Annotated in this window: 20 protein-coding genes; 10 read left to right on the top strand and 10 right to left on the bottom strand. The window is 47.8% G+C overall.

Translation table 11 applies throughout. The annotated features are described in order from the left end of the window. Positions 1-28 precede the first annotated feature (28 nt). From BC343_RS01095 to BC343_RS01085, 3 genes are all read right to left on the bottom strand, one after another. Positions 29-1,213, bottom strand: a complete 1,185-nt coding sequence (locus tag BC343_RS01095; protein ID WP_078345872.1) for a hypothetical protein — start codon at positions 1,211-1,213, stop codon at positions 29-31. Then, the gene (locus tag BC343_RS01090) at positions 1,210-1,560 is read right to left on the bottom strand and encodes a hypothetical protein (RefSeq protein WP_143822023.1); all 351 of its coding nucleotides are present in this window, start codon (positions 1,558-1,560) and stop codon (positions 1,210-1,212) included. Before BC343_RS01090 ends, BC343_RS01095 begins: the two co-directional genes overlap by 4 nt. Before the next feature lie 260 nt (positions 1,561-1,820). Further along, positions 1,821-3,647 (bottom strand): tetratricopeptide repeat-containing sensor histidine kinase, encoded by a 1,827-nt coding sequence (locus tag BC343_RS01085; protein ID WP_078345870.1) that lies wholly within the window; start codon positions 3,645-3,647, stop codon positions 1,821-1,823. A 136-nt stretch (positions 3,648-3,783) separates the two neighbouring features. Here BC343_RS01085 and BC343_RS01080 point away from each other — a divergent pair, with 136 nt between their 5' ends. The 4 genes from BC343_RS01080 (at position 3,784) to BC343_RS01065 (ending at position 7,981) form a co-directional block, all read left to right on the top strand. Further along, complete coding sequence (locus tag BC343_RS01080; RefSeq protein WP_078345869.1) at positions 3,784-5,676, top strand: AAA domain-containing protein; 1,893 nt, start codon at positions 3,784-3,786, stop codon at positions 5,674-5,676. Between the two features lie 40 nt (positions 5,677-5,716). Then, positions 5,717-6,103, top strand: a complete 387-nt coding sequence (locus BC343_RS01075; protein WP_078345868.1) for a hypothetical protein — start codon at positions 5,717-5,719, stop codon at positions 6,101-6,103. 267 nt (positions 6,104-6,370) lie between these two features. Next, positions 6,371-7,396, top strand: coding sequence for an SDR family oxidoreductase (locus tag BC343_RS01070; protein ID WP_078345867.1), 1,026 nt, complete (start codon positions 6,371-6,373; stop codon positions 7,394-7,396). A 3-nt stretch (positions 7,397-7,399) separates the two neighbouring features. Continuing rightward, positions 7,400-7,981 carry a Crp/Fnr family transcriptional regulator gene (locus BC343_RS01065; protein WP_078345866.1) on the top strand — a complete coding sequence of 194 codons (582 nt, stop codon included), beginning with the start codon at positions 7,400-7,402 and terminating at the stop codon, positions 7,979-7,981. Positions 7,982-8,038: 57 nt separating this feature from the next. On the opposite strand, the gene BC343_RS01060 is transcribed toward BC343_RS01065, so the two are convergent. Then, a complete protein-coding gene (locus BC343_RS01060) occupies positions 8,039-9,241 on the bottom strand; it encodes a PQQ-dependent sugar dehydrogenase (protein WP_078346465.1) in 1,203 nt (400 codons plus the stop codon). 377 nt (positions 9,242-9,618) lie between these two features. Here BC343_RS01060 and BC343_RS01055 point away from each other — a divergent pair, with 377 nt between their 5' ends. After that, positions 9,619-10,602, top strand: a complete 984-nt coding sequence (locus BC343_RS01055; protein WP_078345865.1) for an amidohydrolase family protein — start codon at positions 9,619-9,621, stop codon at positions 10,600-10,602. A 1-nt stretch (position 10,603) separates the two neighbouring features. Here BC343_RS01055 and BC343_RS01050 read toward each other — a convergent pair whose 3' ends face one another. Then, positions 10,604-11,488 (bottom strand): alpha/beta fold hydrolase, encoded by an 885-nt coding sequence (locus BC343_RS01050; protein ID WP_078345864.1) that lies wholly within the window; start codon positions 11,486-11,488, stop codon positions 10,604-10,606. Between the two features lie 89 nt (positions 11,489-11,577). On the opposite strand from BC343_RS01050, the gene BC343_RS01045 reads away from it, so the two are divergent. From BC343_RS01045 to BC343_RS01030, 4 genes are all read left to right on the top strand, one after another. Further along, entirely contained in the window at positions 11,578-11,940 is a 363-nt protein-coding gene (locus BC343_RS01045; RefSeq protein WP_078345863.1) for a MerR family transcriptional regulator, read from the top strand. A gap of 55 nt (positions 11,941-11,995) precedes the next feature. Then, a complete protein-coding gene (locus BC343_RS01040; RefSeq protein ID WP_078345862.1) occupies positions 11,996-12,940 on the top strand; it encodes a helix-turn-helix domain-containing protein in 945 nt (314 codons plus the stop codon). Positions 12,941-13,027: 87 nt separating this feature from the next. Beyond that, entirely contained in the window at positions 13,028-13,873 is an 846-nt protein-coding gene (locus BC343_RS01035) for an SDR family NAD(P)-dependent oxidoreductase (protein ID WP_078345861.1), read from the top strand. 476 nt (positions 13,874-14,349) lie between these two features. After that, positions 14,350-16,272, top strand: a complete 1,923-nt coding sequence (locus tag BC343_RS01030; protein WP_078345860.1) for a beta-N-acetylhexosaminidase family protein — start codon at positions 14,350-14,352, stop codon at positions 16,270-16,272. A gap of 82 nt (positions 16,273-16,354) precedes the next feature. Here the strand turns inward: BC343_RS01030 and BC343_RS01025 are convergent, their stop codons facing one another. The 5 genes from BC343_RS01025 to BC343_RS01005 all read right to left on the bottom strand — a co-directional run bounded on the left by BC343_RS01025 (position 16,355) and on the right by BC343_RS01005 (position 21,208). Next, complete coding sequence (locus tag BC343_RS01025) at positions 16,355-16,975, bottom strand: hypothetical protein (protein ID WP_143822022.1); 621 nt, start codon at positions 16,973-16,975, stop codon at positions 16,355-16,357. Positions 16,976-17,010: 35 nt separating this feature from the next. Further along, positions 17,011-17,610: a cytochrome c family protein gene (locus BC343_RS01020; RefSeq protein WP_078345858.1), complete on the bottom strand. Its 600-nt coding sequence runs from the start codon at positions 17,608-17,610 to the stop codon at positions 17,011-17,013. Beyond that, positions 17,607-18,080, bottom strand: a complete 474-nt coding sequence (locus tag BC343_RS01015; RefSeq protein ID WP_078345857.1) for a (2Fe-2S)-binding protein — start codon at positions 18,078-18,080, stop codon at positions 17,607-17,609. Before BC343_RS01015 ends, BC343_RS01020 begins: the two co-directional genes overlap by 4 nt. Positions 18,081-18,109: 29 nt before the next feature. Beyond that, positions 18,110-20,371, bottom strand: coding sequence for a xanthine dehydrogenase family protein molybdopterin-binding subunit (locus BC343_RS01010; RefSeq protein WP_078345856.1), 2,262 nt, complete (start codon positions 20,369-20,371; stop codon positions 18,110-18,112). Between the two features lie 330 nt (positions 20,372-20,701). Continuing rightward, positions 20,702-21,208, bottom strand: a complete 507-nt coding sequence (locus tag BC343_RS01005) for a DinB family protein (RefSeq protein WP_078345855.1) — start codon at positions 21,206-21,208, stop codon at positions 20,702-20,704. A gap of 193 nt (positions 21,209-21,401) precedes the next feature. Here BC343_RS01005 and BC343_RS01000 point away from each other — a divergent pair, with 193 nt between their 5' ends. Then, complete coding sequence (locus tag BC343_RS01000; protein WP_078345854.1) at positions 21,402-22,916, top strand: choice-of-anchor I family protein; 1,515 nt, start codon at positions 21,402-21,404, stop codon at positions 22,914-22,916. Positions 22,917-23,031 lie beyond the last annotated feature (115 nt).

Raw genomic sequence — 23,031 nt, 5'->3', positions numbered from 1 at the left:
GTTGGTGCTTTTTAATAAACACGCCCAATTATTTCCAATTACCTAAATCGTAATGAAAGCCAATTCCATAGGTGTTATCACTTTTTCTGTCAAAAGGCAATTTGCCGGTTGTGAAATGAACAAAAAAACCGTTATTTGATTCGAGCGACATTACGAAGTAATTAAACCTATCGGTACCGTTATTTTTGATGGCTTCGCTTGCGTTTATTTCTTTATATAAGCGATAGTCGGCACTGAAATATATTACCTGTTTTGCCACACTTACTGCCTTTGTTTTAAAAGAGATTTCAAACCTAAACCGCGAAAATGGATCGAGATTACCAGTTAAAGCTTTGCGTACGCTATCCTGAGTAGGCACTACATAATCTACCCCTACTAAAGCGGAGGGAAATGAAGCACCCGATAAATATAAGCGATCGCCGGTTGCATACCTTATTAAAGCAAACGGATAATCAAGCAAGTTGAAATACTGTAACGTTCCATTCTTATCCCATGCCTTTGCCCCAACATTGAGGAGTACGCCGGGAGCGAGCTGATGTTTAGAAAAATCCTGGTTTGATTCATAAGACATATTGCCGCTTGCCCCAATATAGTACTGGTTGCTAAAATGTATGTAATTAGCCCGCTGCACTAATAAATCTGCCAAAGCCTGGCTGTTAGTGCCGGTTAACGGCAGGATTTGTCGGTCGAGCGCGTAAACAGCTAGCGCGTCGTTACGGGAAAGCTGTTTGCTTTTCGCGCCCCAATTAAAAGTGCCGTTATATTGAAATTTTGATTCTAAAAAATTTGCCGGGTTGTAACTTTTCTTAAAGGCTACGTTACCGTTAAAATTCAGGCTGATGCTTTGATTGACTATTTTTGACCCAACGGTTTGGAATTTGGACCAACTGTTTTCGTATTTATACTCGAAACCTAAAGACGCGGGTTGATTATCAGTTTGAAATGTTTTGAATTTAAAGTTCAGGTCTCTCATAAACTTCATTACCCCCGGCTTGCCTTTAAATGCTGTAAGTAATTTCGCCGTTGCATCGTTTAAGATATCGGGATTTGAAAAAACCTCATCAAAGGTTTTTTGAATAACATCTTTACTTAAATTTATATCTGTTATGTTTGTAGATATCCTGTTAACCAATGCGCTATTTGGATCTTGATTTTGAGCCGTCGCCACCGTGCTACAGCAAAAAGCTATTATAAAAACTATATATTTCGTCATAGTAGGAAAATGTAATTTTTAGAAACCTCGTCTGCTAAATCAGTGATAGTTTTTTCAGCTTTTTGCAATACTGCCGAAATTGCATCAAGTGCATCTTCCTTAGATTTCCCTTCCGCATAGGTTGCCAGGTACACATTAACAAATTCGCTATCTATTCTGATAGACAACATAATAGCTGCGGCCCGATGAATATCATCACTTGCGCCATTATCAAAAAAAGGCAGTTGCGACATTAAGTATAAGCCACTATCGTCAAACGAATCATTTGCAGGCGTTAGTTGTTCACAATCTGCCAATGTCATGTATAAACATGAGCAATTGGTATCCGTTAATTTCCACTCAATCATTGTTTTTAGTTTAGGTGTACGTATATTTAATTATATCGTAATGTTAAATATTAATCAATCGCGAAAAAAAGGTATAAATACGTTTTTTAACTGATTAAAACACGGTAAATAAGCTTATTACTCAACTTAGGTTAGGTCAGAATTAAATAGGTTTTTTAGGCCGGAAAGGACACAAGAAACGTAACTATAAGGAAGCACAGGAATATTTCGAAAAACGACTTACAATACATCCGTCACCCATTACAAAATAAAAGCCTTCTCTAAGCCGGCAGCTCCACATAAAAAACCGTCCCGCGGTTTATTTCGCTATCGAACCATATCCTGCCGCCGTGGGCCTCTACGATCTGTTTGGAAATGGCCAGCCCCAAGCCAAAGGCTTGCTCCCCTGCCGTGCCCGGCCTTTTAGCTTCGGTAAACAAGTCGAATATCTTATCCTTCATCTCGGGTGGTATGCCTATCCCACTATCTTTTACCGATATCAGGATTCGCCCGGGCAGGTGCTCCATCTTAATAAAAATATCGGCCCCAGTCGGGCTGAATTTGATGGCATTGGCAATAAGGTTACTCACCACACGCCAAAGTTTCTCGCGGCTGGCAGGAAGTGTGGCTGCTATAGTTTCTAATTGCAGTTGTTGTTTTTTTGCCTCTGCCTTATCACCCAGTAACGATACACAGTACTGCAGCATCTGCGCAATATCAACAGGTTCTTTCTTTAATTCTTCGGCGCTGAATTGCACTTGCAGCAGGTCGCTCACCAGTTCCAGCGAATTAACGGCCGAGGTGCGGATCATCTCCAGCATCTCCCTGTCATCTTCGCTTTGCCCCTGCTCGTCCAGCATCATGGTGGTGATAGATTGTATAGCGCCTATGGGGTTACGCAGATCGTGCGCTACAACCTTCATCATGCGGGTATTGTCGGCCTGGCTTTGCTCTAATGCTACCAGGGTTTTCTGCATTTGGGTGTTACGTATTTTGCTTTGCCTTAAGTTGCGCCAAATAGCCACCGCAACCGCAATGGTTGATATGAAAGCAACTATTGCGAGTGCCAGCAAGGTATTCTCGTATTTCGACCGCAGGGTAAGCCTGCGCAGTTGTTCTTCCTGCAGAGTATAGTCAAGGTAATCTATCCCCGAAGCTCGTGTTAGCTCCTCCTGCTGATCGTGCAGGGATATCAGCAAACGGCTATAATTACCAGCCTGCGCGCTATCGCCCCGGGCGGTATGCAACTCAAATAACCTCCGGGCCAATAACTCACCGTAAAAAAGATAACTGTTCTTTTGTGCTATGGCCAATCCTTGCCTGTATACTGCAGCAGCTTTAGCCGGATCTGTTTTAGCTATCTGCCCGCCCAGGTCGGCCATCATATCCATCGACACATAATAGAGTTTCTTATCCAGCGCCGTTTGGATGGTTCTCTCGAGCATGGCCAACCCTTTATCGCGTTCGCCATGGGTGATCATATCATCGGCAAGCAGTTGGTCGATAGCGATGATGGTACGGGTATCCTTGTAACGGTTAGCAATGCGAAGCGCCTCGTCTATGCGTTTTGCTGTGGTAGAATGGTCAAAATGGGCGGGATACGCCAGTAGGTAATTATAAATGGCCAATGCTTGTATCGAATCTTGTTTTATTTTACCGCCTAATTTAAGCGCGTCGTCAAAATAACCAATGGCTCGGGCATCTTTTCCCAGCACTTTATATATCATGGCGATGTTCATTAGCGACTGCACCATATTGGCCGAATCTTTCAGCGCCCTGTAGCCTATTTGCCCTTCGTTGTAATAGCGAAGCGCCATTTGGGGGTTGCCTTTTATATCGAAAAATACGCCGAGGTTATTTTGAGCATCCGCCTGGCCTTTTGCATAGTTCAATCTATCAGCAATTACCCGCGCTTGGCGGGTGTAGTAAAAGGTGCTGTCTACATTTTTTTCGTACAGCAACATAGCTATCCTGTTCAGGGCATCAACATAGCGGGTGCTATCGGTAATAGCGGGTAAAGCCGATTGAAGTTTAAACAATTCGGGCGATTGGGCGCGGCTTGCAAGCGCGGTAAAGAAAAGCAGGAATAGGCAAAAAACTTTCTTCATAAGGGCATCTATCAAACCAGAAGCATATTATGGGTATTTTTTGAGAATAACAACAAGTTTATTCCTATGTTCTCTAAAAAGACTGTATAGCGGGCTATTTTATGCACCCAAACAGCTTTTATTACCTTTGCGCCCGATGGACTACTTTAAAAACCTGCTGCAATTACTGAAAACCGAACGAGATGACGACCGCGAAGCCTATTTAAAACTCACGCAAAGTACATCGGTAACCGACAGGCGCGCGGCAGGCATTACCTGGTACCCTATAGCTATCCGCAGCAGCGAACCCAGTCGCGGCGATTATTTGACCGTTGAGTTGGAGCGTACCACGCATAAAGATATTGCCCACCAATTTAGATTCGGCGCACCGGCGGTACTCTTCTCGAACCACAACGCTGGCACCGACCGAGTAGAGGGCACCATCGCCTACCAGGGTGGCGACAGGCTGAAGATAACCCTTTTTACAGAAGAACTGCCCGACTGGAGCCGCGACGGCAAGCTGGGTGTGGAACTGCTGTTCGATAACAATAGTTACGACGAAATGCAGGAGGCGCTTAAACAAGCCGATGCCATTATAGAAAAAACCGAAGGCAAACTTGTGCGCGTTTTAACGGAACAGGCAGAAGCAACGTTTTTGCCGGATGTTATTAAGCTGCCCAACAATAAACTCAACCCATCACAATCAGCCGCAGTGCAGCAGATATTAGCAGCCAACGAGTTGGCCATAGTACACGGTCCGCCGGGTACAGGTAAAACGACCACCATTGTGCAAGCCATTAAAAGCCTGATAAAACAAAACGGTAAACAGGTTTTAGTGGTTGCACCCAGCAATACCGCAGTTGACCTTTTGAGCGAAAAATTAGCCGCCGAAGGACTGAACGTGCTGCGTATTGGCAACCCGGCCGGTGTATCCGAAAAGCTGAACGGACTGACGTTGGACAGTAAAATGGCAACGCATCAATACATGAAAGATGCCAAACAGCTGAAGAAACAGGCGGCAGGTTTTAAAAACATGGCGCACCAATACAAGCGCAGCTTTGGAAAGCGAGAGCGCGACCAACGCAAGGCACTGTTCGACGAAGCGCACCGTATTATGAAGGAGGTGGCAAAGATAGAGCAATTTGTAATAGACGACCTTGCCGAGAAAGCACAGGTAATAACCGCCACCCTGGTGGGATGTAATCACTATACGGTTCGCGATAAAAAGTACCACACCGTGGTGATAGACGAAGCCGGCCAGGCGCTCGAACCTGCCTGCTGGATACCGATATTGAAAGCTGAGAAACTAATTATGGCGGGCGACCATTTCCAACTACCGCCCACCATCAAATCGGAAACAGCCGCGCGCAACGGCTTAAGCACTACCCTGCTGGAGAAATGCGCCATTACCCACACTACTGCTGTTACTTTACTGGAAGAGCAATACCGTATGAACGAGGCTATTATGGGCTTCTCGTCGGCAGAGTTTTATGGCAACCGTTTAATAGCAAACGCTTCGGTAGCAAAGCGTTTATTGTTTGAAGGCGATACCCCGATGAGTTTTGTAGATGCCGCTGGCTGCGGATTCGACGAAAAGCCGGAAGGTACCAGCAGCATCAACCCCGATGAGGCAGCTTTTCTTTTTAAGCACTTGGATAACCTCGCCGGGCAAATTGCGGCAAGTAGTATTCCTTTCCCATCTATCGCCATTATTTCGCCCTATAAAAGCCAGGTACGGCTATTGCAGGAGTTATTCGAGGCCTCGCCATTAGTGGAACACAAAGCCAACATCAGCATCAATACCATCGACAGTTTTCAGGGGCAGGAGCGCGATGTGGTTTACATCAGCATGGTGCGCAGTAATAACGAGGGCACCATCGGCTTCCTGAGCGATACCCGCCGCATGAACGTGGCCATGACACGTGCACGGAAGAAACTCGTCATCATTGGTGATAGCGCTACCATTACCCGCCTGCCTTTTTATGCAGATATGCTGAAGTATGCCGAAGATATCGGCGGCTACAAAAGTGCTTGGGAGTATATGAATTAAACGGCCAAACTAATTGGCTGCCTTGGTGTTGATGGCTTATATGACGCTCATCGAACAGATCGCCTGGCTTTTTTTGTTGCCCCTACCCGTAGCCTGCATTGCCTGGACGGTTACGCATGAGGAGGTCTTCCGCGAGGTGCGTGAGTATTGCAGCAACAAATGCAAAACCTGCAAAACCATGGTGCAGCGTAAATTCTTTTACCTTTTCACCTGCGAGTATTGCTTTAGCCATTACGTTACCCTGCTGGTACTCTTTATTACCCGCTTCAAACTTTTGCTTCCCGATTGGCGGGGCTATGTACTCGCCGGTTTCTCCATGATATGGATAGCTAATTTCTACATGAGTTATTTTGCTTTGCTAAGGCAAAAAATCAAATTAGAAAAAGCCGAGGCGGAGAAAGTGGTGAAGGAAATAGAGGAAGACTGAGAAGCATGTGTGGCGATTGCTCGGTGAGTTGTCTCACCCCGAATGCGCTGCGCTGTTCGACCCTCTCTCCGCAAGCGGAAAAAGGGTGAGCTGCTTTTTTGTTTCCACCCTCTTTGTCGCAGACAGAGAGGGTCGACGCCCGCGAATGGCGGGTCGTCGGGGTGAGTTAACTCGCCGGGCGGATATTCCATCAGATCTTATTTCTTACCAATTGTTAAGCGCTCATCCCAAACCACCTCTCTACCTTTGGTTTATAATAATAACACCATGAAAAAGAGAGTTTTGCTAACCGGCATTTCCGGTTTTTTAGGTTCGCATACCGCTATACAGTTACTAAATAAAGGTTATGAAGTTGTAGGCACCCTGCGCGATCAGAAGCGCGCTGAGGCCATAAAAAACGTCATCGCCAAACACACCGAGCATACAGCCAATTTAAGCTTTGCACAAGCCGAATTATCCGACGAAAAGGTTTGGGCCAAGCTTTGCGAGGATATCGACTATGTGCAGCATATCGCCTCCCCCTTCCCACGCGAAACGCCGAAGCACGAAGACGAACTGATCATCCCTGCCAAAAACGGCGTACTATTTATTTTAAAGGCAGCATCGGCTGCGGGTGTGAAACGGGTGGTACTTACCTCATCATCAAGCGCGGTGCTTTACGGCAAACCCGCCGGGCAAGAAAGCGGCACTCATGATGAGACCGTGTGGACCGATGCAACGAACAAAGCCGATACTACCCCCTATTTCCGCAGTAAAACCATTGCCGAAAAAGCTGCTTGGGATTTTATAAAAGCCAACAAAAGCGGCATGGAACTGGTTACCGTATTGCCCGGCGCTATACTTGGCCCTGTGCTGGAAGATGACTTCGGAACCTCCGCTAATATTGTTTTGAAAATGATGGATGGTAGTATGCCTGCTATACCCAACATAGGTTTTGATGTAGTGGATGTACGCTCTGTTGCCGATTCGCTTATCCTGGCCATGGAAAAACCCGAAGCAGCGGGTGAGCGCTTCATCAGTTCGGCGGGATTCCTATCCTTCCCGGAAGTTTCGGCCATACTTCGCAGCAAATATCCCGGCAGGAAAATACCCAAAAGCATACTGCCCAACTTTTTAACACGTATATTGGCATGGTTCGATAAGGCATTGGGTCCCGTACTGCTCGATCTGGGCAAACAACGCAGAGCCAACAGCAGCAAGGCACGGAGGCTATTGGGCTGGCAACCTATTGATAACCGCGAGGCGGTAATAAGTTGTGCCGAAAGTTTGATAGCGCTCGGCCTTTTAAAATAACAGATGGAAAACTTAAAGCGTGCATTAAGCTTCGGCGGGATATTGGGCGAAGGCGATATTGAAGAAATAACTGCCGATTTTACTGTGCACCACTTAAAACCCGGCCAGCATTTTATAACACCCGGCGAAGTATCAGGCCAATTGGCTTTTGTAGATGAGGGCGTGTTCCGCATTTACGTTACCAACGATGAGCAGGAAGAGGCTACCAGGTATTTTATGCGCAAAAACCAGTTCATGATGGATATTGATTGCTTTTATAACCACCGGCCTGCCGAATCGGGCGTGCAGGCGGTTACCGAAGCACGTCTACTCATCACACAGCGCGACGAATGGCTGCGGTCAAGCGAGCGCATACCCAAGCTTTTCATCCTCACCAAAACGCTTACAGAGATGGCGCTCATCAACAAAATAAAGGATAACGATTTCCTGCACTTCGGTACGGCAAAGCAGCGGTACTTAGAGTTTATGAAACGCTACCCCGACCTGGCCCTGAGCGTACCGCAGCAATACATTGCATCGTACCTGCAAATAACCCCGCAATCGCTCAGCCGCATAAGGCGCGAGGCTGTTAACCACCATCCATAAACAAAACACCCGCTGAATTTTGGTTCAGCGGGTGTTTTCATATTGTATTACTTCGTCTTATTTCTTAGCTATGCGGTACAAGCGCCCCTGGTCGGTAACGGTGTACAGCGCGCCATCTTTTCCTTGCTTAATATCGCGGAAGCGTTGGTTCTCCCCTGCTAACAGCCTTTCTTCGCCAACCACTTTGTTGTTGGTGATAACCAGGCGGCAAACGTGCATACCGCTCAGCGACGAGATGAACAGGTTGTTATTCCACTCGGTCATAGCGCCGCCGTGGTAAAAGGTAATGCCGCTTGGCGATATTACCGGGTCGTAATAGTAAACCGGTTGCTCCAATCCTGCTTTTTGTTGAATAGCGTCGCCTACTTGCTTCCCGCTGTATTCGATACCGTAAGTGATAGTTGGCCAGCCGTAGTTTTTGCCCGGTAAAACGCGGTTAACTTCATCGCCGCCACGCGGGCCGAACTCGGTTTCCCAAAGTTCGCCGGTTACGGGGTGTATTGCTAAGCCCTGCACGTTGCGGTGGCCGTATGAGTAAATTTCGGCCTTAGCATTTGCCTTACCTGCAAATGGGTTGCCCGGAGCGGGTTTACCATCGGTGGTGATACGAATAACCTTACCCAACGCGGAATTAATATCCTGTGCCTGTGGACGGGTTACCAGGTCAGAACGCTCACCTGTTGACAGGAACAACAGCCCGTCTTTGGCCATGATAACGCGGCCGCCATAGTGCAGCGTACCATCGTAGGCCGGCAACGCGCGGTAAATGATGCTTACGTTCTCCAGGCTTTTTTCATCGGCAGAAAGTTTTCCTTTGGCTACTGCTGTGCAATTGGCATTATCAACCCTATTAGAGAATGCCCAGTACACCATGCGGTTGGTTTTAAAGTTATTATCAACACAAATACCCAGCAAACCACCCTGCCCGGCAGGGTTCACGGCAGGCACACCGCTGATGGCTTCGCCAATTTGGCCGCCGGTGGTTACTATTCTTATTTTACCGCTCTTCTCGGTGATGAGCAAGCGGCCATCGGGCATTACCGCTATGCCCCATGGGCTGTGCAGGTCGGAGGTTAAAACCTTGCCCTCATACGCGGCCTTGGTTGTTACCGAAGCGATGCGTGTTTGCCCTGCAAAAGCGGGTTTGTAATCGGAGTTAGCTTTTTTGGTTTCTACGGGTGCGCCCTGCTGTGCGTCAGCAATAAGCGGCGCGGCCATGGTGCAAAGGCCGGCGGCAAGGGCCATCAGTACTTTTTTCATAGTTATTTGTTCGGTTATAATGTATTCAACAGCGGTAAGCAGGTTTAGTTTACCGCACCTAAGATAAGCCAAAGTAGCCTGCTTTACGCCCTCCAAACTACAGGAATAGACGAAATGACGAAAAAAGTAGACGATATGGCCAAGTTTAGGCCTGCGCCGTATTAAAATTGTATTAGAATGCGCCTAATGCCTACCGCCTGCTTAAAAAACGCGCTACCTTGCACCCATATTCAACGCCGGTTTCACGTGCCGGTTATTGTGATAAGGTTTAGGTTTAAAGTCCCCGGCGGCGAGCGCTCGGGGGCTTTGTTTTTTATGCCAACATCTTACCAATCAATATCCACCCATCGTTGTTACTCTATTTAAATATACCAGCCATGAAGATCATCACCATAGAAGAACATGTATCGTTCCCCGAAATGGAGCAGCACCTACCTGCTGAAGCATTGGCTCGTAAAAAGCCATCGGCAGCGGCTGCCCAAATGACGCCCAAACTGGCAGATATTGAAGGTGAGCGCCTGCGAACAATGGATGAATGCGGCATTACTATGCAGGTGCTATCGGTAGAAAGTACCGATGTGAACTTATTGGATGATCATTTGTCGCCCAAATTTGCCGCGGCCTATAACGATAAACTGGCTGACAATATAAAGGCTCATCCCGATAGGTTCGCCGCCTTTGCACATTTACCCATGACGGCACCGGCCGCTGCGGCCGACGAGCTGGAACGCACTGTAAAAACATACGGCTTTAAAGGCGCGATGATCCGCGGAACTACCCACGGCGAGTTTTTAGATGCGCCCAAATTCGCCCCGATACTGGAGCGTGCCGAGAAATTGGATGTGCCCATATACATCCATCCCGGTATGCCCCCGCAAGCAGCTATTGATGCCTATTACAGCAATATAGGCGGTAAGCCCGGCTTTTCGGAAGCTGTTGGCTGTTACGGCTGGGGCTGGCATTCGGAAACCGCTATACATGTACTGCGCCTATTGGCAGCGGGTACGTTCGATAAATACCCAAAGCTGAATATCATTATAGGCCACATGGGCGAAATGCTGCCTATGATGTGGGTACGCAGCAACCGCGTTTTCCAACCCGGCCGCGGCGGCGAGAACCAGCGCAGTTTGATAGATACCTTCCACGATCAGTTGCACATCACCACGAGCGGGCTTTTTACCCAACCGCCGCTGCAAATAGCGCTTGATACTATCGGCATTGATAATATCATGTTCTCCATAGACTATCCCTTTAGCACCAACCAAATGGGTGCTGATTTTCTTAAGGAGATCAACCTGTCGCAAGAAGACATGAAGAAACTGGCATATAAGAATGCTGAGCGGTTGTTGAAGTTGGGATAGCTTAATTTGAATCTTTCAAAAACGCTAACATTTTTTCAGAAACCGCCTCCGGGTTCTCTGATAACAAGAAATGCCCGCTGTTAGGTATCTCAAAAGTTTCGGCGTTCTCCGCATAACCTTTCAAAAAGCCTGCTAACATCTCCATACTTTGCGCGCTTGCCAAACCCATAGTGGGTACCTTAATTTTTGTATAAGTGGCAATATCCTGTATATCCTGCGTAAACGCCTGGTACCAACCGTTGGATGCTCGAAGGCTTTCGGTTTCGTTGTACGCCTGCGCATAAACCGCCCTGTCAAAATCATCAAGAGATGTTTTATCGTGCAGCATTTGGTCGAACAGCCAGTTCAAAACAATTTCCATTTTGCCGGCCAGTAGTGCTTCCGGAAGTTGTTTAACCTGGTTAAAGGCAAGCCACCAGGGATAAGTATAGTTTAGCCCGAGGATAGGCAGCATAGGTAGCTTGTACATGTTTTGGTCGGGATGTGGGGTATCAAGCATTATTAATTTGTTGGTAGCGGCAGGATAATTTGCCGCAAAGCTGAAGGCCACATGAGCGCCGATGTCGTGCCCGCAAATATTCACGCTACTAATGCCCAATTGCTGCGTAAGCTCAAAAATATCCTTAGCCATATTTTTCTTATCGAAACCATCAGCCGGTTTATCCGAACTACCCATCCCCCGCAGGTCAACCGCTATTACATCGTATTTTGCCGATAACTGTGGCAGTACTTTATGATATGCCCACCAGGTTTCGGGCCAGCCAGGTATCAATATCAGCGCAGGCCCTTTCCCTCCGCGCACATAATGCAGTTTAATACCATTTACGTCAATGTAATTATTGGTAAAGCCGGCAAGGCGTCCTATTAGTTCAGCATCAGAATACATATCGAATAAAATTACTTGTACCGCCCAAAACTAAATAATACTTTTACAACATAAAAGTATACAGTATACTATATAGTTTAACTTTTTTTATGATGCTTATTAACCAACTGGCCAAGGAGTGCCAGATTCCTATAGGAACCATACGTTTTTACGAAAAGTCGGGACTGATAACCGGCAGCCGCAAAGCAGACGTAACTACCAACAACTACATTTATTACGATGAGGAATCGATAGATAAAATACGTTTTATCCAAATGGCAAAAGCTGTTGGCTTTACTTTAGCCGAGATAAAAGAGGTTATAGATGCCTGGTATTTGAGATCCATTAGCAAGGCGGCGCAATTGGATGTACTGGATAAAAAATTGGTACAGATAGACGAAAAAATAGCCGAACTGAAAGCCATGAAACAGCAGATAGCCATTTGCAAGCAAAATATAATAGAGCGCGATTGAATGTTTAAGTCGCCTGAGCCCTTTTGTTTTGGCCGCAATTCGTAATTTTACCTTAATGGAAACATCTGCCATACCCAGGAAAAAGCTTGAAACCTTCGCGGCCGACAGTTATAAGGTGCCTTTGCTTAACGTGGAGCATTACCCTGTTACTTCCAATTACTTCATCATTCAAAACCGCGAAACCTACCCCGTTAAAGATTACATATCGCCGCACCGCAGGCAGTTTTACAAGGTATTCCATATGACGGGCGGCACCGGCGTGCTCACTATTGGCCTGCACCGTTACGAAATGGTGCCAAACGAAATAGCTTTTCTCCACCCCGACGAAATTATGTCGTGGCAAACTACTTCCGAAGAAACGCGCGGGCACTTCTGCCTCATCCACCCCGATTATTTCGGGTACGATGCCGAACATGTGCTTCACCTGTTGCGCCAGTTCCCAAACTTTGCTACCAACGCGGCGGTGGTGCAATTAACCGAAGGGCAGTCAGCAACCATTAACGGCTACTTCGAGGCCATGTACCGGGAAGACCGCGGCGATAACGACGATAAAAAGCAGGCGATACTTTTACAATTGCAATTGCTTTTGCTGGAAAGCCGCCGCGCGGGTAAAAACCGCGTACAGACAACCGTTACCGAAGGTTATGGGTATATCTACCGATTCCTGTCGCTGCTCGAATCTGCTTTCCGTGTGCAGGAACGCGATACCTATACGCGCTTGAAAACCGCTACCGAATTTGCCGACGAATTGCATGTGCACCCTAACTACCTGAACACGCTGGTAAAAAACCAAACCGGCAAAACCCTGCGCGAACATATACAAGACCGCCTGCTGCACGAGGCCAAAACCCTGCTGGTGCAAACCGACTGGGGTATAAACGAAATAAGCTACGGGCTGGGCTTTTCGGGCCAGGCGGCTTTTACCTCATTCTTCAGGAAGAAAACTACGGTTTCGCCCTCGGCATTCCGCAAAACCACCCTTTCGCCTGCGCATATTTGAAACTCGCAAATATCGCTGCTATCCGAATAAGGCCCGGGGTACCAATTGTCGCCAACTTTGTGCTATACAAAAAAGACAATTAGTATCATGAAAACACAAAAAGTATGGTTAGTTACAGGAGCCTCTAAAGGATTAGGTTTAACACTTGTAAAACGTTTATTAGCCGAAGGATATAAAGTGGCCGCCACCTCGCGCGATGCAGAAGCGTTACGCAACGAAGTTGGCCACAGCGGTGACGACTTCCTGCCCATGCAGGTAAACCTCATCAGCAACGAAGATGTGCATAAAGCAGTTGAACAAATAGTTGCCAAATTAGGTACCATCGACGTAGTAGTAAACAATGCCGGTTACGGCCAATTGGGTACTATTGAAGAACTTACCGACGACGAGGCCCGCAAAAACTTCGACGTGAATGTATTTGGCTCGTTAAATGTTATACGCAACGTGATGCCGGTATTCCGCGCTAAAAAGGCAGGCGCATTTTTCAATATTTCGTCTATCGCCGGCTTTATGGGTACGTTCCCCGGCTGGGGCATTTATAATGCTACCAAATTTGCGGTAGCCGGTTTTACCGAGGCTTTATCGGCAGAGGCCAAATCGATGGGCGTATCGGCAACTATTGTTTACCCGGGTTATTTTAAAACCAATTTCCTGTTGCAAGGGTCGCTGCGCACTGCTGCCAGTCCGATAGCCGATTACACCGAAGCACGCAATTTAGAAGTGATACACAACGAGCAAATAATTGGCAACCAACCCGGCGACCCTGAAAAAGCCGCAGCTGCCTTTATTGAAGTTGCCGAAATGGAAGAACGCCCGTTGCACCTGTTCCTTGGCTCGGATTCGTTCGGTATGGCGCATAGCAAAATTGAAGCCCTGCAAGCCGACCTTGGTAAATTCCAGCGCATTAGTAAATCGACAGATTTTAGTGCGTAAGCAATGCCGCGATGGCAAGCACGCAAAAGGCGGCACCTACGGAGCCTAAAACGTTTTCCTCTTGAATTTCTATAAACACGATACTCCTACCGGAGTGTTAATAGGCTCAACCCGACAGCCCAGGGGGGGGTATCGGGTTTGTAGAATAAAAATGCAAGGTCAAACATATCCAGATCGACACCCCGGAGGGGTACCGTGTTTCTAGAATAAAAATGCAAAGTATGTCGGGCTCCGTAGGTGCCTCCTTATCGACACTATTGAAAGCCTCCGGACATTCATCCTGAGGCTTTTGCTTATGCGCTTGATTATCAATAAATGCCCCGTTTAACAAACCATCATCAAAACATATGAAATCGATTGCATTTTTATGAAAATGGCAACGTTAGCCTGGGCAAAAAGCCTTATTATTGCGATTTTAAGCACGGGCATCGGCACAAACATGCATAGCCCGCGAACGTTCTAATTTTTTAATATTGATGAAAGTTTTATTAGCCTGTTTATTCGCAGCAATGGTTGGCACCAACGCGCTCGCTCAAACGCCACAACCTGCTACTCTCCCGCTTATTTTCCCAACGCCGGCATCGGCACAACTTGGTAAAGGTTCATTCAGCCTTGGTAAACAGGCCGTTTTGGTAGTTGCCCCGGGAACAGAGGCGGAAACTGTTGAACTCATCCGCAGCATCTTAACCTATGCGGGAGTAGAAAACATTAGCACAGCAAAACAATTACCCGCCATTATCGACCGCCCTTATATTGTGATAGGCACGGGCGATGCAGCTACAATTCGCACCTCGCTTGCGCGCAACGGCGCTCAACTAAACAATAACGCTGAGGGCTATACCATAACCACCAACGTTGCCGGTAATGGTGCGATAATAACCCTCGCAGGGCACGATGCCGACGGGCTTTTTCACGCAGCGCAAAGCTTCCGCCAGTTGGCGCAGCATGTGACTATACCGGCGCTGGTGATACAAGACCAGCCAGCCATGCCTATCCGTGGCACTATAGAAGGTTTTTATGGTGCCCCCTGGACCATGGAAGCCCGCACCAAGCACCTCAACTTTTTAGGAACGGTTAAGGCTAACACCTACATCTACAGTCCTAAAGACGACCCTTACGCCCGCGATAAATGGCGCGAGGCCTACCCTGCCGCAACTTTAGCAGAACTTAGCAAACTGGTAGCCACAGCAAAGCGCAACCACATCAACTTTGTATACGCTGTATCTCCCGGCCCAACGGTTTGTTTCTCGGACCCGGCCGACCTGAAACTGATCGAGCAGAAATTTGAGGCTCTGCGTGGCATTGGCGTACACAACTTTTATGTAGCGCTTGACGATATTGAATATACTAAATGGAATTGCGATAAAGACCGCGAAACCTTTGGTGCACCAAGCGCCGAAGCGGCAGGAACAGCACAGGCAAAATTCCTGAACGCTGTGCAAGCAAGCCTTAATGCGCATGACCCGCAGGCTCGTCCGTTGATTATGGTGCCGACCGAATATTACGATGCTAAAGAAAGCCCCTACAAAGCCGCCCTGCGCAAAAACCTCGACCCTAAAATTGTAGTACAATGGACAGGTACCGACGTAGTACCTCCTGCCATCTCGATAGGTGACGCAAAAGCTGCCACAAAAGCGTTCGGCCGCAAAACATTGCTTTGGGATAATTACCCCGTGAACGATTACGGGCAAACTACCGGCCGCTTGTTGATGGCACCTTATACCCGCCGAGAGGCAGGCTTGAATGCCGAACTAAGCGGAATATTATCTAACCCCATGAACCAGGAAGCAGCCAGTCGCCCGGCTGTAACAGGCGTAGCTGCTTTTGCCTGGAATGATAAAGGTTACGATGCCAACCTTACCTGGCACTACTCAGCACGCGAACTGGCCGGCGGCGATGAGCAAACAACCGCTGCCCTGCTTACCTTTTTCGATACGCAACACATGGCTCCTACGTTCGGCAGCCAGCCCTGGCAGCCACAGGCACCAGCTTTGAAAGCCATGCTTGATAAGGTGCGTGAAGCGATCGCCTTCGGAAACGATACGGAGAAACAAAAAGCTATTGAAACTTTAAATAAGTGCGCAAATGAATTGGCAGGAGCATCTGATATTATCCGCGCTGGCGTAACAGATGCAGCGTTTTCCGCCGAAGCAAAACCATGGCTGGATGCCCTGCAGCTTTGGGGGCGCTCGCTACAGCTAACCGCTACAGGCTTGGATGCCGCAAACCATGGCAGTAATGCAGCATCGCGTTATTTTGCCAACGCCAAGCAACTGGCCACCGAAGCCGCCGCCATACAAAGCATCAAAGGAGCCACCCGTTTTGATGGCCCTATTAAGATAGCCGACGGCATATTGGATACCTTTATTGCCGATGCACCGAAGCTGATTGCGTATTAAGCACCCGGAATAAGTAAACTTTAACACAAGTCCCTTTGAATAAAAAATTCAAAGGGACTTGTCATTTCTTTCGATTATACTTTTATCGGGGTTGGATAGGATGCCCTATTTCTAAAAAAATCCCCCTCAAGGCCTCGTAGCAACGGTTATCGGCTATAATATCTTTATTTGACCCAAGTGTCATATGGTCGCAACCAAAGCAAATGTGCAATACGGAAATTATTTCGCCCGATGCCTTATAAAACACAATAGCATCCCTGTAAACCGGCCAACACATCCAGTGATAAACTTTCATAGCTTCAATATTTAGCGCTTCTAATAAGGCTATTGCTTCCGGAGCGTCTTTACTAAACCTCCCGATAGGGGCTGCCGATTTATTGAGTTGTCTGTTGCTCGCAAATAGAAATCCATTTTCACGTTGAAAAATATTCTGCTCTTTACGCAACGTATTTATCTTTTGACGCTCTTCGGCCGTGGGGTTCGGCAACATCATTAATCGGGGAAGCTCTATCGCAAACTCATCGTACTTTCCCCCGCGTTGAAACGAATAGGTTTCAATATAGTCGAACTCGAGTTGAGCGATATAATCGCGGGACGTACGATGATGACTAAAAATTTCAGCAGGATCCATAATAAATGGCTTTAGAGCGCTCACGCTAATTAAGGCAAAAAATACTACCGAAAAAAGCCCTCTGAATTTCATGTCCAGAGGGCTTTCTGTTGTTGAGCATCATGCGATCACTTCGCCGGTGCATACGCTCCGGTATTTAACCAGGTAAGCCATGCTTTTTTAAAGGCTACATAACTCATGGGCGGCAGCGTGCGGCCGTCGCCGGGGTTCCAGCCTCCTTTTACCAGGCCGTCATCGGCGTGGGCTATTAAGGCTTTCAGGTCCTTATGACCGTTTTGTTTGGGGTCGATGAGTTGTTGAGCCAGCTGGCGCGGTGTTTTACCCTGAAAAACCATCTTCATATCAGCAGGCGGTAAATGCCAGTTTGGGTTTCCGGGCGGGGCATGCAGGCCCGCCGTGTTGGTGGGCTGGTGGCAATTGGCGCATTTCATAGCATATAACCCCTTTCCATCGGTGCCGCGTTTGGGCAGCATGGTGTGCAGGTGGTTGTCGTCACCCTGTAGCGGTACATCGCCCGATGGGTGGCAGTTCATGCAGCGGGCACTCATCAACACGGTATACACTTTTTTGAAAGCCGCTACCGATGCCACACTATCTTTTTTTAAAGCAACGGGCGGCTCAGCTGTTTTCGAATTATTCAGGCTGAAGGCCATTATAGCAAAAGCTACAACTACGCCTACTATCATCACAAACCATGTATTCCTCATTTGCCGGCTCCTTCCTTTGCCTGTATATCCGCTGCTAAATGGATGGCATCGCGAATGCGCAGATAGGTACCACAACGGCAAATATTACCTGCCATAGCGTCGTTGATATCCTCGTCGGTAGGCTTTTTGTTTTCCTTCAGCAATACCGCTGCCGACATGATCTGACCCGCCTGGCAGTATCCGCATTGCGATACATCCAGTTCAAGCCAGGCTTTTTGCAGCGGGTGGTCGTCGTTTTCGGCAAGGCCTTCTATAGTTACTACCTGCTTTCCCTCGGCGCGACTGGCTTTGGTAACGCAGGAGCGCACCGCCTCGCCATTTAAATGCACAACGCAGGCGCCGCATTGGGCAACACCGCAGCCGAATTTGGTACCCACCAGGCCAACATGGTCGCGCAGTACCCACAACAATGGGGTATCAGGGTCGGCATCTACCTTGTATGTTTTTTTATTAATGTTTAATGATAGCATAACGAACGTTTTTTAGGTTGATGGTTGGGTTAAACAGTTGGTACCTCCGATTGCGGCGAGGTAAAGGGCTGTTGGTAATACCGCTTCCCCGTCGACTTATACAACGCATTGGCCACCGCACCAAACACCGGCGGGAACGGCGGCTCACCCAATCCGCTGGGGTCTATATCGTTCTGCACAAAGTATACCTCTACCTTTTTTGGCGCCTCGTGCATACGGATGATCCGGTACGAGTGAAAGTTCTTTTGTTCCACCTCGCCATTCTTATGCGTAAGGCCGCCATACAGCGAGTTACCAATACCATCAACCACCGCGCCCTGTACCATATTAGTAGCCGCATCGGGATTAACTACAATACCGCAATCAATAGCACTGAATACACGCTCTACATAGGGCTGCCCGTCTTTTATCACCATATCAACCACGTGTGCGGCGTACGAATTGTGGCAGAAGTAAGCCGCCACACCACGATGGTATTGGCTATGCTCCGGCTTGCCCCAGCCCGACTTCTCTTTCACCAGTTTCAAAATACCGGCGTAGCGGTCGGCATCGTACTCGTTATTTTTTCCAACGGGTTTCTCCTTCGCTCGTGCCAATAACTCTAAACGGAAATCGATAGGGTCCTTCCCCATTGCTTCGGCCAGTTCATCTAAAAACGATTGTTCGGCAGCCGCATTAAAATTAGAGCGCGGCGCGCGAAAGGCACCAATGGTAATGTTAGATGGTATCTCCCAGCCTTCTGCCAAATAATTATCAATGGCCCCTGCCGGGAACCTGTTGGCATGGATAGCATTTTCGGGGATACCGCCGCCTTTTACGTGGAAGGCAATGAGGTTTTTATTGGCATCTAAAGCAGCGCGATAGGTTGCGGTATACATAGGGCGGTAAATGCCGTAGGTGGTATCATCCTCACGGCTGTAGATGAGTTTGATGGGTGCCTTCATTTTTTTAGAAATAAGGGCAGCCTCCACCTGGTAGTGCGAATAGGCCCTGCGCCCGAAGCCGCCGCCCATGCGCGTCATTTGTATCTCTATCTTATCGGCTGGTAGTCCCAGTATTTTAGATAATGTCGGCTCGCTCCAGCCCGGGCCTTGTAAAGGGCCGGCCAGCAAAGCCTTCTCATCGGTAACATGGGCGAAGAAGTTCATGGGCTCCATGCAATTATGCGCCAGGAACGGGGCTACGTAGGTACGCTCTACTATCTGCGCAGCATTTTTAAAGGCAGTTTCCGGGTCGCCATCTTTACGCATTTGGTTGGCAGGCATGGCGGCGTGCTGCTTCATTTTTTCAAGCTGGGTGGCCGTAGTTTCCAATTCGCCGGGAACGGTAACTTCGCGTTTGCCTACCCTACCACCCATGGTATCTTTGGTATCGCCGGCGGGCATCCATTCGGCCACCAGTTTTTTACGGGCGTTCATTACCTCCCACGTGGTTTTGCCTACTACCACCAACAGCGTATTGAACGAACGTGTATCAAAACCTGCCTGCTCAAAACCATCCTCGAACATTTTTATACTGAAAATATCCTTAATGCCGGGCATCTTCAGCGCAGCCGAAGCATCGAAGGACTTTAATTTTAACCCGAATGCAGGCGGATGGTGTATCATGGCGATGAGCATCCCCTCCTGCTTATAATCTAACCCGAATAAGGGTTTGCCGCTTACAATTTTGGCTCCCTCCACATTCTTTTGCGAGTGGCGCACAACGTTAAAGTTTTTTACATCCTTTAGCTTAACACCTTTGGGCACCGGGATGGCGGCAGCCTTAGAGGCAAAATCTCCGTAAACGCCCTTTCTGCCGGTTTTCTCATGATAAATTACACCTGCTTTGGTGCTGAGTTCCTCTACCGGAACCGCCCAGGTTTGAGCCGCTGCCTGTAGCAGCATATTCCGCGCTGCAGCACCAGCCTCACGTAGCGGTTTCCAATACATCCGTACGGACATGCTACCTCCCGTAAACTGCGGGCCAAGCTTTACGTTATCGTGTGGCCCCATTTCTACCACCACTTTTTTCCAGTCCACATCCAGTTCCTCGGCCACCATCATGGGCAGCGAGGTCATTACGTTTTGGCCAAACTCGGGGTTGGGGCAAAGTATCTTTACTACGTTATCGTCGGTTATTTTTATGTAACCGGTAATTTCGTTCCATTGCGCGGGAGCATCAGCCAGTTGGCTTTTATCATCGAACCCCAGTTTGGCCAGCGCGCTAAAATGCAATATAAGCCCGCCGCCCGCCAATGCCGAAGCCTTTAAAAATGCCCTGCGGTTGAAATTAGTTTTGGTAGCTTCCATACAGATATCAGGTTTTATAGGGATGTACACAGGTTTAATACCCTCCTCGACGAAAAGGAAAGCAGCAATGTTACACAGGCCGAAAAACACCACAACACCAAGCCATTAGGCTGTGGCATTATGATATTTTGCAAGGGGCTTTGCGCCTTCTATATCAAATATAACCAATGTTTTAACTATAAAACAAAGCAGAAAGTGCAATCAGTAAAATTGGTAAGCAAAACCGTAAAATGTATACGCGGGGAGGATGTGCAGATGTGCAAATTTCAGATGTGCAGATGAAGAATCTATTAGCAAACCCGCCTATTTTCATATCTGAAATCTGCACATCTACAAGCTCATCTGCTGATGTATATTCTCTAACTGCCGGGTATGCCTTATGGTATGGCAGGTTACAAAATGCAGCCATTCGGTGCGGGTAAGCGTGCCCATCACCGGCAGGGCAAAATCCAGGCATACCTCAGCGCCGTCAAGCTCCTGCGCAGTGTTTTCTATCTCATCTGCCTTGCTGTAATAATTGCTCAGCATTTCGGCTTTATCTAAGGGTTGCAGGCTCGGTAAAATAAAATCGGGCGATTTTAGCTTTGTATTAAAATCAAGGAAAATATTACCTATCACCTCGTTATTCGCATCGGGTTTGCGGTGGGCGGCCTCGGTATTGCCGGTAAGCACCTGTGGTAGCCCTACCTGCGACTTGTACATATGATCGGCCACCTGGGCGGGTGTCCAACTACCTTCAAATGGCACAGTGTTGAACTGCTGCTCGTTAAACACTTCTAACTGTTTCAAAAAATTATGGGTGGCGGTTTTGTAGGCGTTGATGCTTTGTGGTGTCATGATAGTAATTACAAATAGGTTGATAATAAGTTTATTGGCAAAGGTAATTGCCCTAAACAGGTGACGGCGGGGGTAAATACGCCTATTTAAGGGGCGAAAAAGGACATCATTTCATAACACAGCCTTAACCCTTAGCTTAAGCACTATTAACACATCGGTAATATTTTTGCGCTTCACAATAACCAAAACACGTATGAAGCACTACTTACTACCTATGCTATTTTGCGTATGCATGTTTAGCTGCAAAAAAGATTCAAGCCCGGCACCCGAGCCCGAGTTTTTTGTAAACGAAGATCCGGCAACTTTTGCCGAGATAGGCACCATTGACATTGGCGATGTGGGCGCTGCCGAGATCACCGCTTTTGACCCTGCTACCAACCGCCTGTTCGTGGTTAACAACGGCACCGTTAACAAAATTGATGTGGTTGATTTTAAAGATCCATCTAAAATGACGGTCGTTAACTCTATCAGCATGGCTCCTTACGGCGGCGCGGTAAACAGCCTTTCGGTATTTGACGGTAAGGTTGCCGCTGCTATCGAAGCAACCGACAAACAAGCCAACGGCAAAGTAGCTGTATTTAAAACCGACGACCTGAGCGAAGTAAAAGTAATAAGCGTAGGCGCCCTGCCTGATATGATCACCTACTCGCCCGATGGCAAATACATTTTAACCGCAAACGAAGGCGAGCCGAACACTACATACACCAACGACCCTGCCGGTTCGGTATCCATCATTTCGGTCGCTGATAATTACAGCGTTACTACGGTAGATTTTTCTGCCTTTGCCGGCCAAAAAGCCGACCTGATGAGCAAAGGCTTCCGCATATTTGGTGTGGGTAACGATTTTGTTAAGGACATTGAGCCGGAGTACATTACCATATCGGCCGACTCTAAAACTGCCTGGGTTACTTTGCAGGAGAATAACGGTATAGCCAAAATTGATATCGCTGCCAAAAGCATCACCAATATATTCCCGCTGGGCTTTAAAGATTACAATGTTGATGGCAACGAAATTGACCCAAGCGATAAAGACGATAAATTCGCCCCAGCCAAATGGCCGGTAAAAGGTATTTACATGCCCGATGCTATTGCTGTTTTAGAGCAAGGTGGCGTGCCATACCTGTTCACCGCCAATGAAGGCGACTCGCGCGAATACACTGCTTTAACCGAAGTAAAACGCGTGAAAGACATCACCCTTGATGCAACCGCTTTCCCTACTGCTGCTACTTTAAGAGGCGATGCACAACTCGGACGTTTAAACATTACGACAACCTTAGGCGATGCCAATGGTGACGGTAAATTCGAGGCCCTGTACTCGCTTGGCGCACGTTCGTTCAGCGTTTGGAACGGCAATACCGGCACACAGGTATTCGATAGCAAAAACGAACTGGACGCCAAAGTTTATGCGGCCGGCAATTATGATGACGGGCGTAGCGATGATAAGTCGGTTGAGCCCGAAGGTATTACAGTAGGCAAAATAGGCAACAAAAACGTAGCCTTTGTAGGCATGGAACGCGCTGATGCTGTTGCCGTTTATGATGTTACCGACCCAACCAAACCATCGTTTTTACAATTGCTAAAATGCGGCGATGCACCCGAGGGCGTATTGATCATCCCTGCAAAAAACAGCCCTACCAAAAAGAGCCTGTTGGTTGTAAGCAGCGAGAACGACGGTGTTATAAAAGTTTATACACCGAACACTATTTAATTTACGTTAAATGTACAGGAGCCGCCCGGTTGCACACGGGCGGCTTTTTTGTGCTTTTTATTTTGGCAATGCCGTACACATCTGCTAATTTCATACCCATAAACCTTATTGCGTT

It is taken from the genome of Mucilaginibacter pedocola, from assembly GCF_002013915.1.
Taxonomy (GTDB): domain Bacteria; phylum Bacteroidota; class Bacteroidia; order Sphingobacteriales; family Sphingobacteriaceae; genus Mucilaginibacter; species Mucilaginibacter pedocola.
This window is presented reverse-complemented; position numbering and strand designations above follow the sequence as displayed.

Excerpts from the sequence above, each read along its gene's own strand:
- BC343_RS01075 (WP_078345868.1), top strand. The coding sequence starts at position 5,717 with ATGACGCTCATCGAACAGATCGCCTGGCTTTTTTTGTTGCCCCTACCC.
- BC343_RS01095 (WP_078345872.1), bottom strand. The coding sequence starts at position 1,213 with ATGACGAAATATATAGTTTTTATAATAGCTTTTTGCTGTAGCACGGTG.
- BC343_RS01050 (WP_078345864.1), bottom strand. The coding sequence starts at position 11,488 with ATGTATTCTGATGCTGAACTAATAGGACGCCTTGCCGGCTTTACCAAT.
- BC343_RS01085 (WP_078345870.1), bottom strand. The coding sequence starts at position 3,647 with ATGAAGAAAGTTTTTTGCCTATTCCTGCTTTTCTTTACCGCGCTTGCA.
- BC343_RS01035 (WP_078345861.1), top strand. The coding sequence starts at position 13,028 with ATGAAAACACAAAAAGTATGGTTAGTTACAGGAGCCTCTAAAGGATTA.
- BC343_RS01030 (WP_078345860.1), top strand. The coding sequence starts at position 14,350 with ATGAAAGTTTTATTAGCCTGTTTATTCGCAGCAATGGTTGGCACCAAC.
- BC343_RS01025 (WP_143822022.1), bottom strand. The coding sequence starts at position 16,975 with ATGAAATTCAGAGGGCTTTTTTCGGTAGTATTTTTTGCCTTAATTAGC.
- BC343_RS01010 (WP_078345856.1), bottom strand. The coding sequence starts at position 20,371 with ATGGAAGCTACCAAAACTAATTTCAACCGCAGGGCATTTTTAAAGGCT.
- BC343_RS01000 (WP_078345854.1), top strand. The coding sequence starts at position 21,402 with ATGAAGCACTACTTACTACCTATGCTATTTTGCGTATGCATGTTTAGC.
- BC343_RS01055 (WP_078345865.1), top strand. The coding sequence starts at position 9,619 with ATGAAGATCATCACCATAGAAGAACATGTATCGTTCCCCGAAATGGAG.
- BC343_RS01020 (WP_078345858.1), bottom strand. The coding sequence starts at position 17,610 with ATGAGGAATACATGGTTTGTGATGATAGTAGGCGTAGTTGTAGCTTTT.
- BC343_RS01080 (WP_078345869.1), top strand. The coding sequence starts at position 3,784 with ATGGACTACTTTAAAAACCTGCTGCAATTACTGAAAACCGAACGAGAT.
- BC343_RS01060 (WP_078346465.1), bottom strand. The coding sequence starts at position 9,241 with ATGAAAAAAGTACTGATGGCCCTTGCCGCCGGCCTTTGCACCATGGCC.
- BC343_RS01005 (WP_078345855.1), bottom strand. The coding sequence starts at position 21,208 with ATGACACCACAAAGCATCAACGCCTACAAAACCGCCACCCATAATTTT.
- BC343_RS01065 (WP_078345866.1), top strand. The coding sequence starts at position 7,400 with ATGGAAAACTTAAAGCGTGCATTAAGCTTCGGCGGGATATTGGGCGAA.
- BC343_RS01070 (WP_078345867.1), top strand. The coding sequence starts at position 6,371 with ATGAAAAAGAGAGTTTTGCTAACCGGCATTTCCGGTTTTTTAGGTTCG.
- BC343_RS01045 (WP_078345863.1), top strand. The coding sequence starts at position 11,578 with ATGATGCTTATTAACCAACTGGCCAAGGAGTGCCAGATTCCTATAGGA.
- BC343_RS01015 (WP_078345857.1), bottom strand. The coding sequence starts at position 18,080 with ATGCTATCATTAAACATTAATAAAAAAACATACAAGGTAGATGCCGAC.
- BC343_RS01090 (WP_143822023.1), bottom strand. The coding sequence starts at position 1,560 with ATGATTGAGTGGAAATTAACGGATACCAATTGCTCATGTTTATACATG.
- BC343_RS01040 (WP_078345862.1), top strand. The coding sequence starts at position 11,996 with ATGGAAACATCTGCCATACCCAGGAAAAAGCTTGAAACCTTCGCGGCC.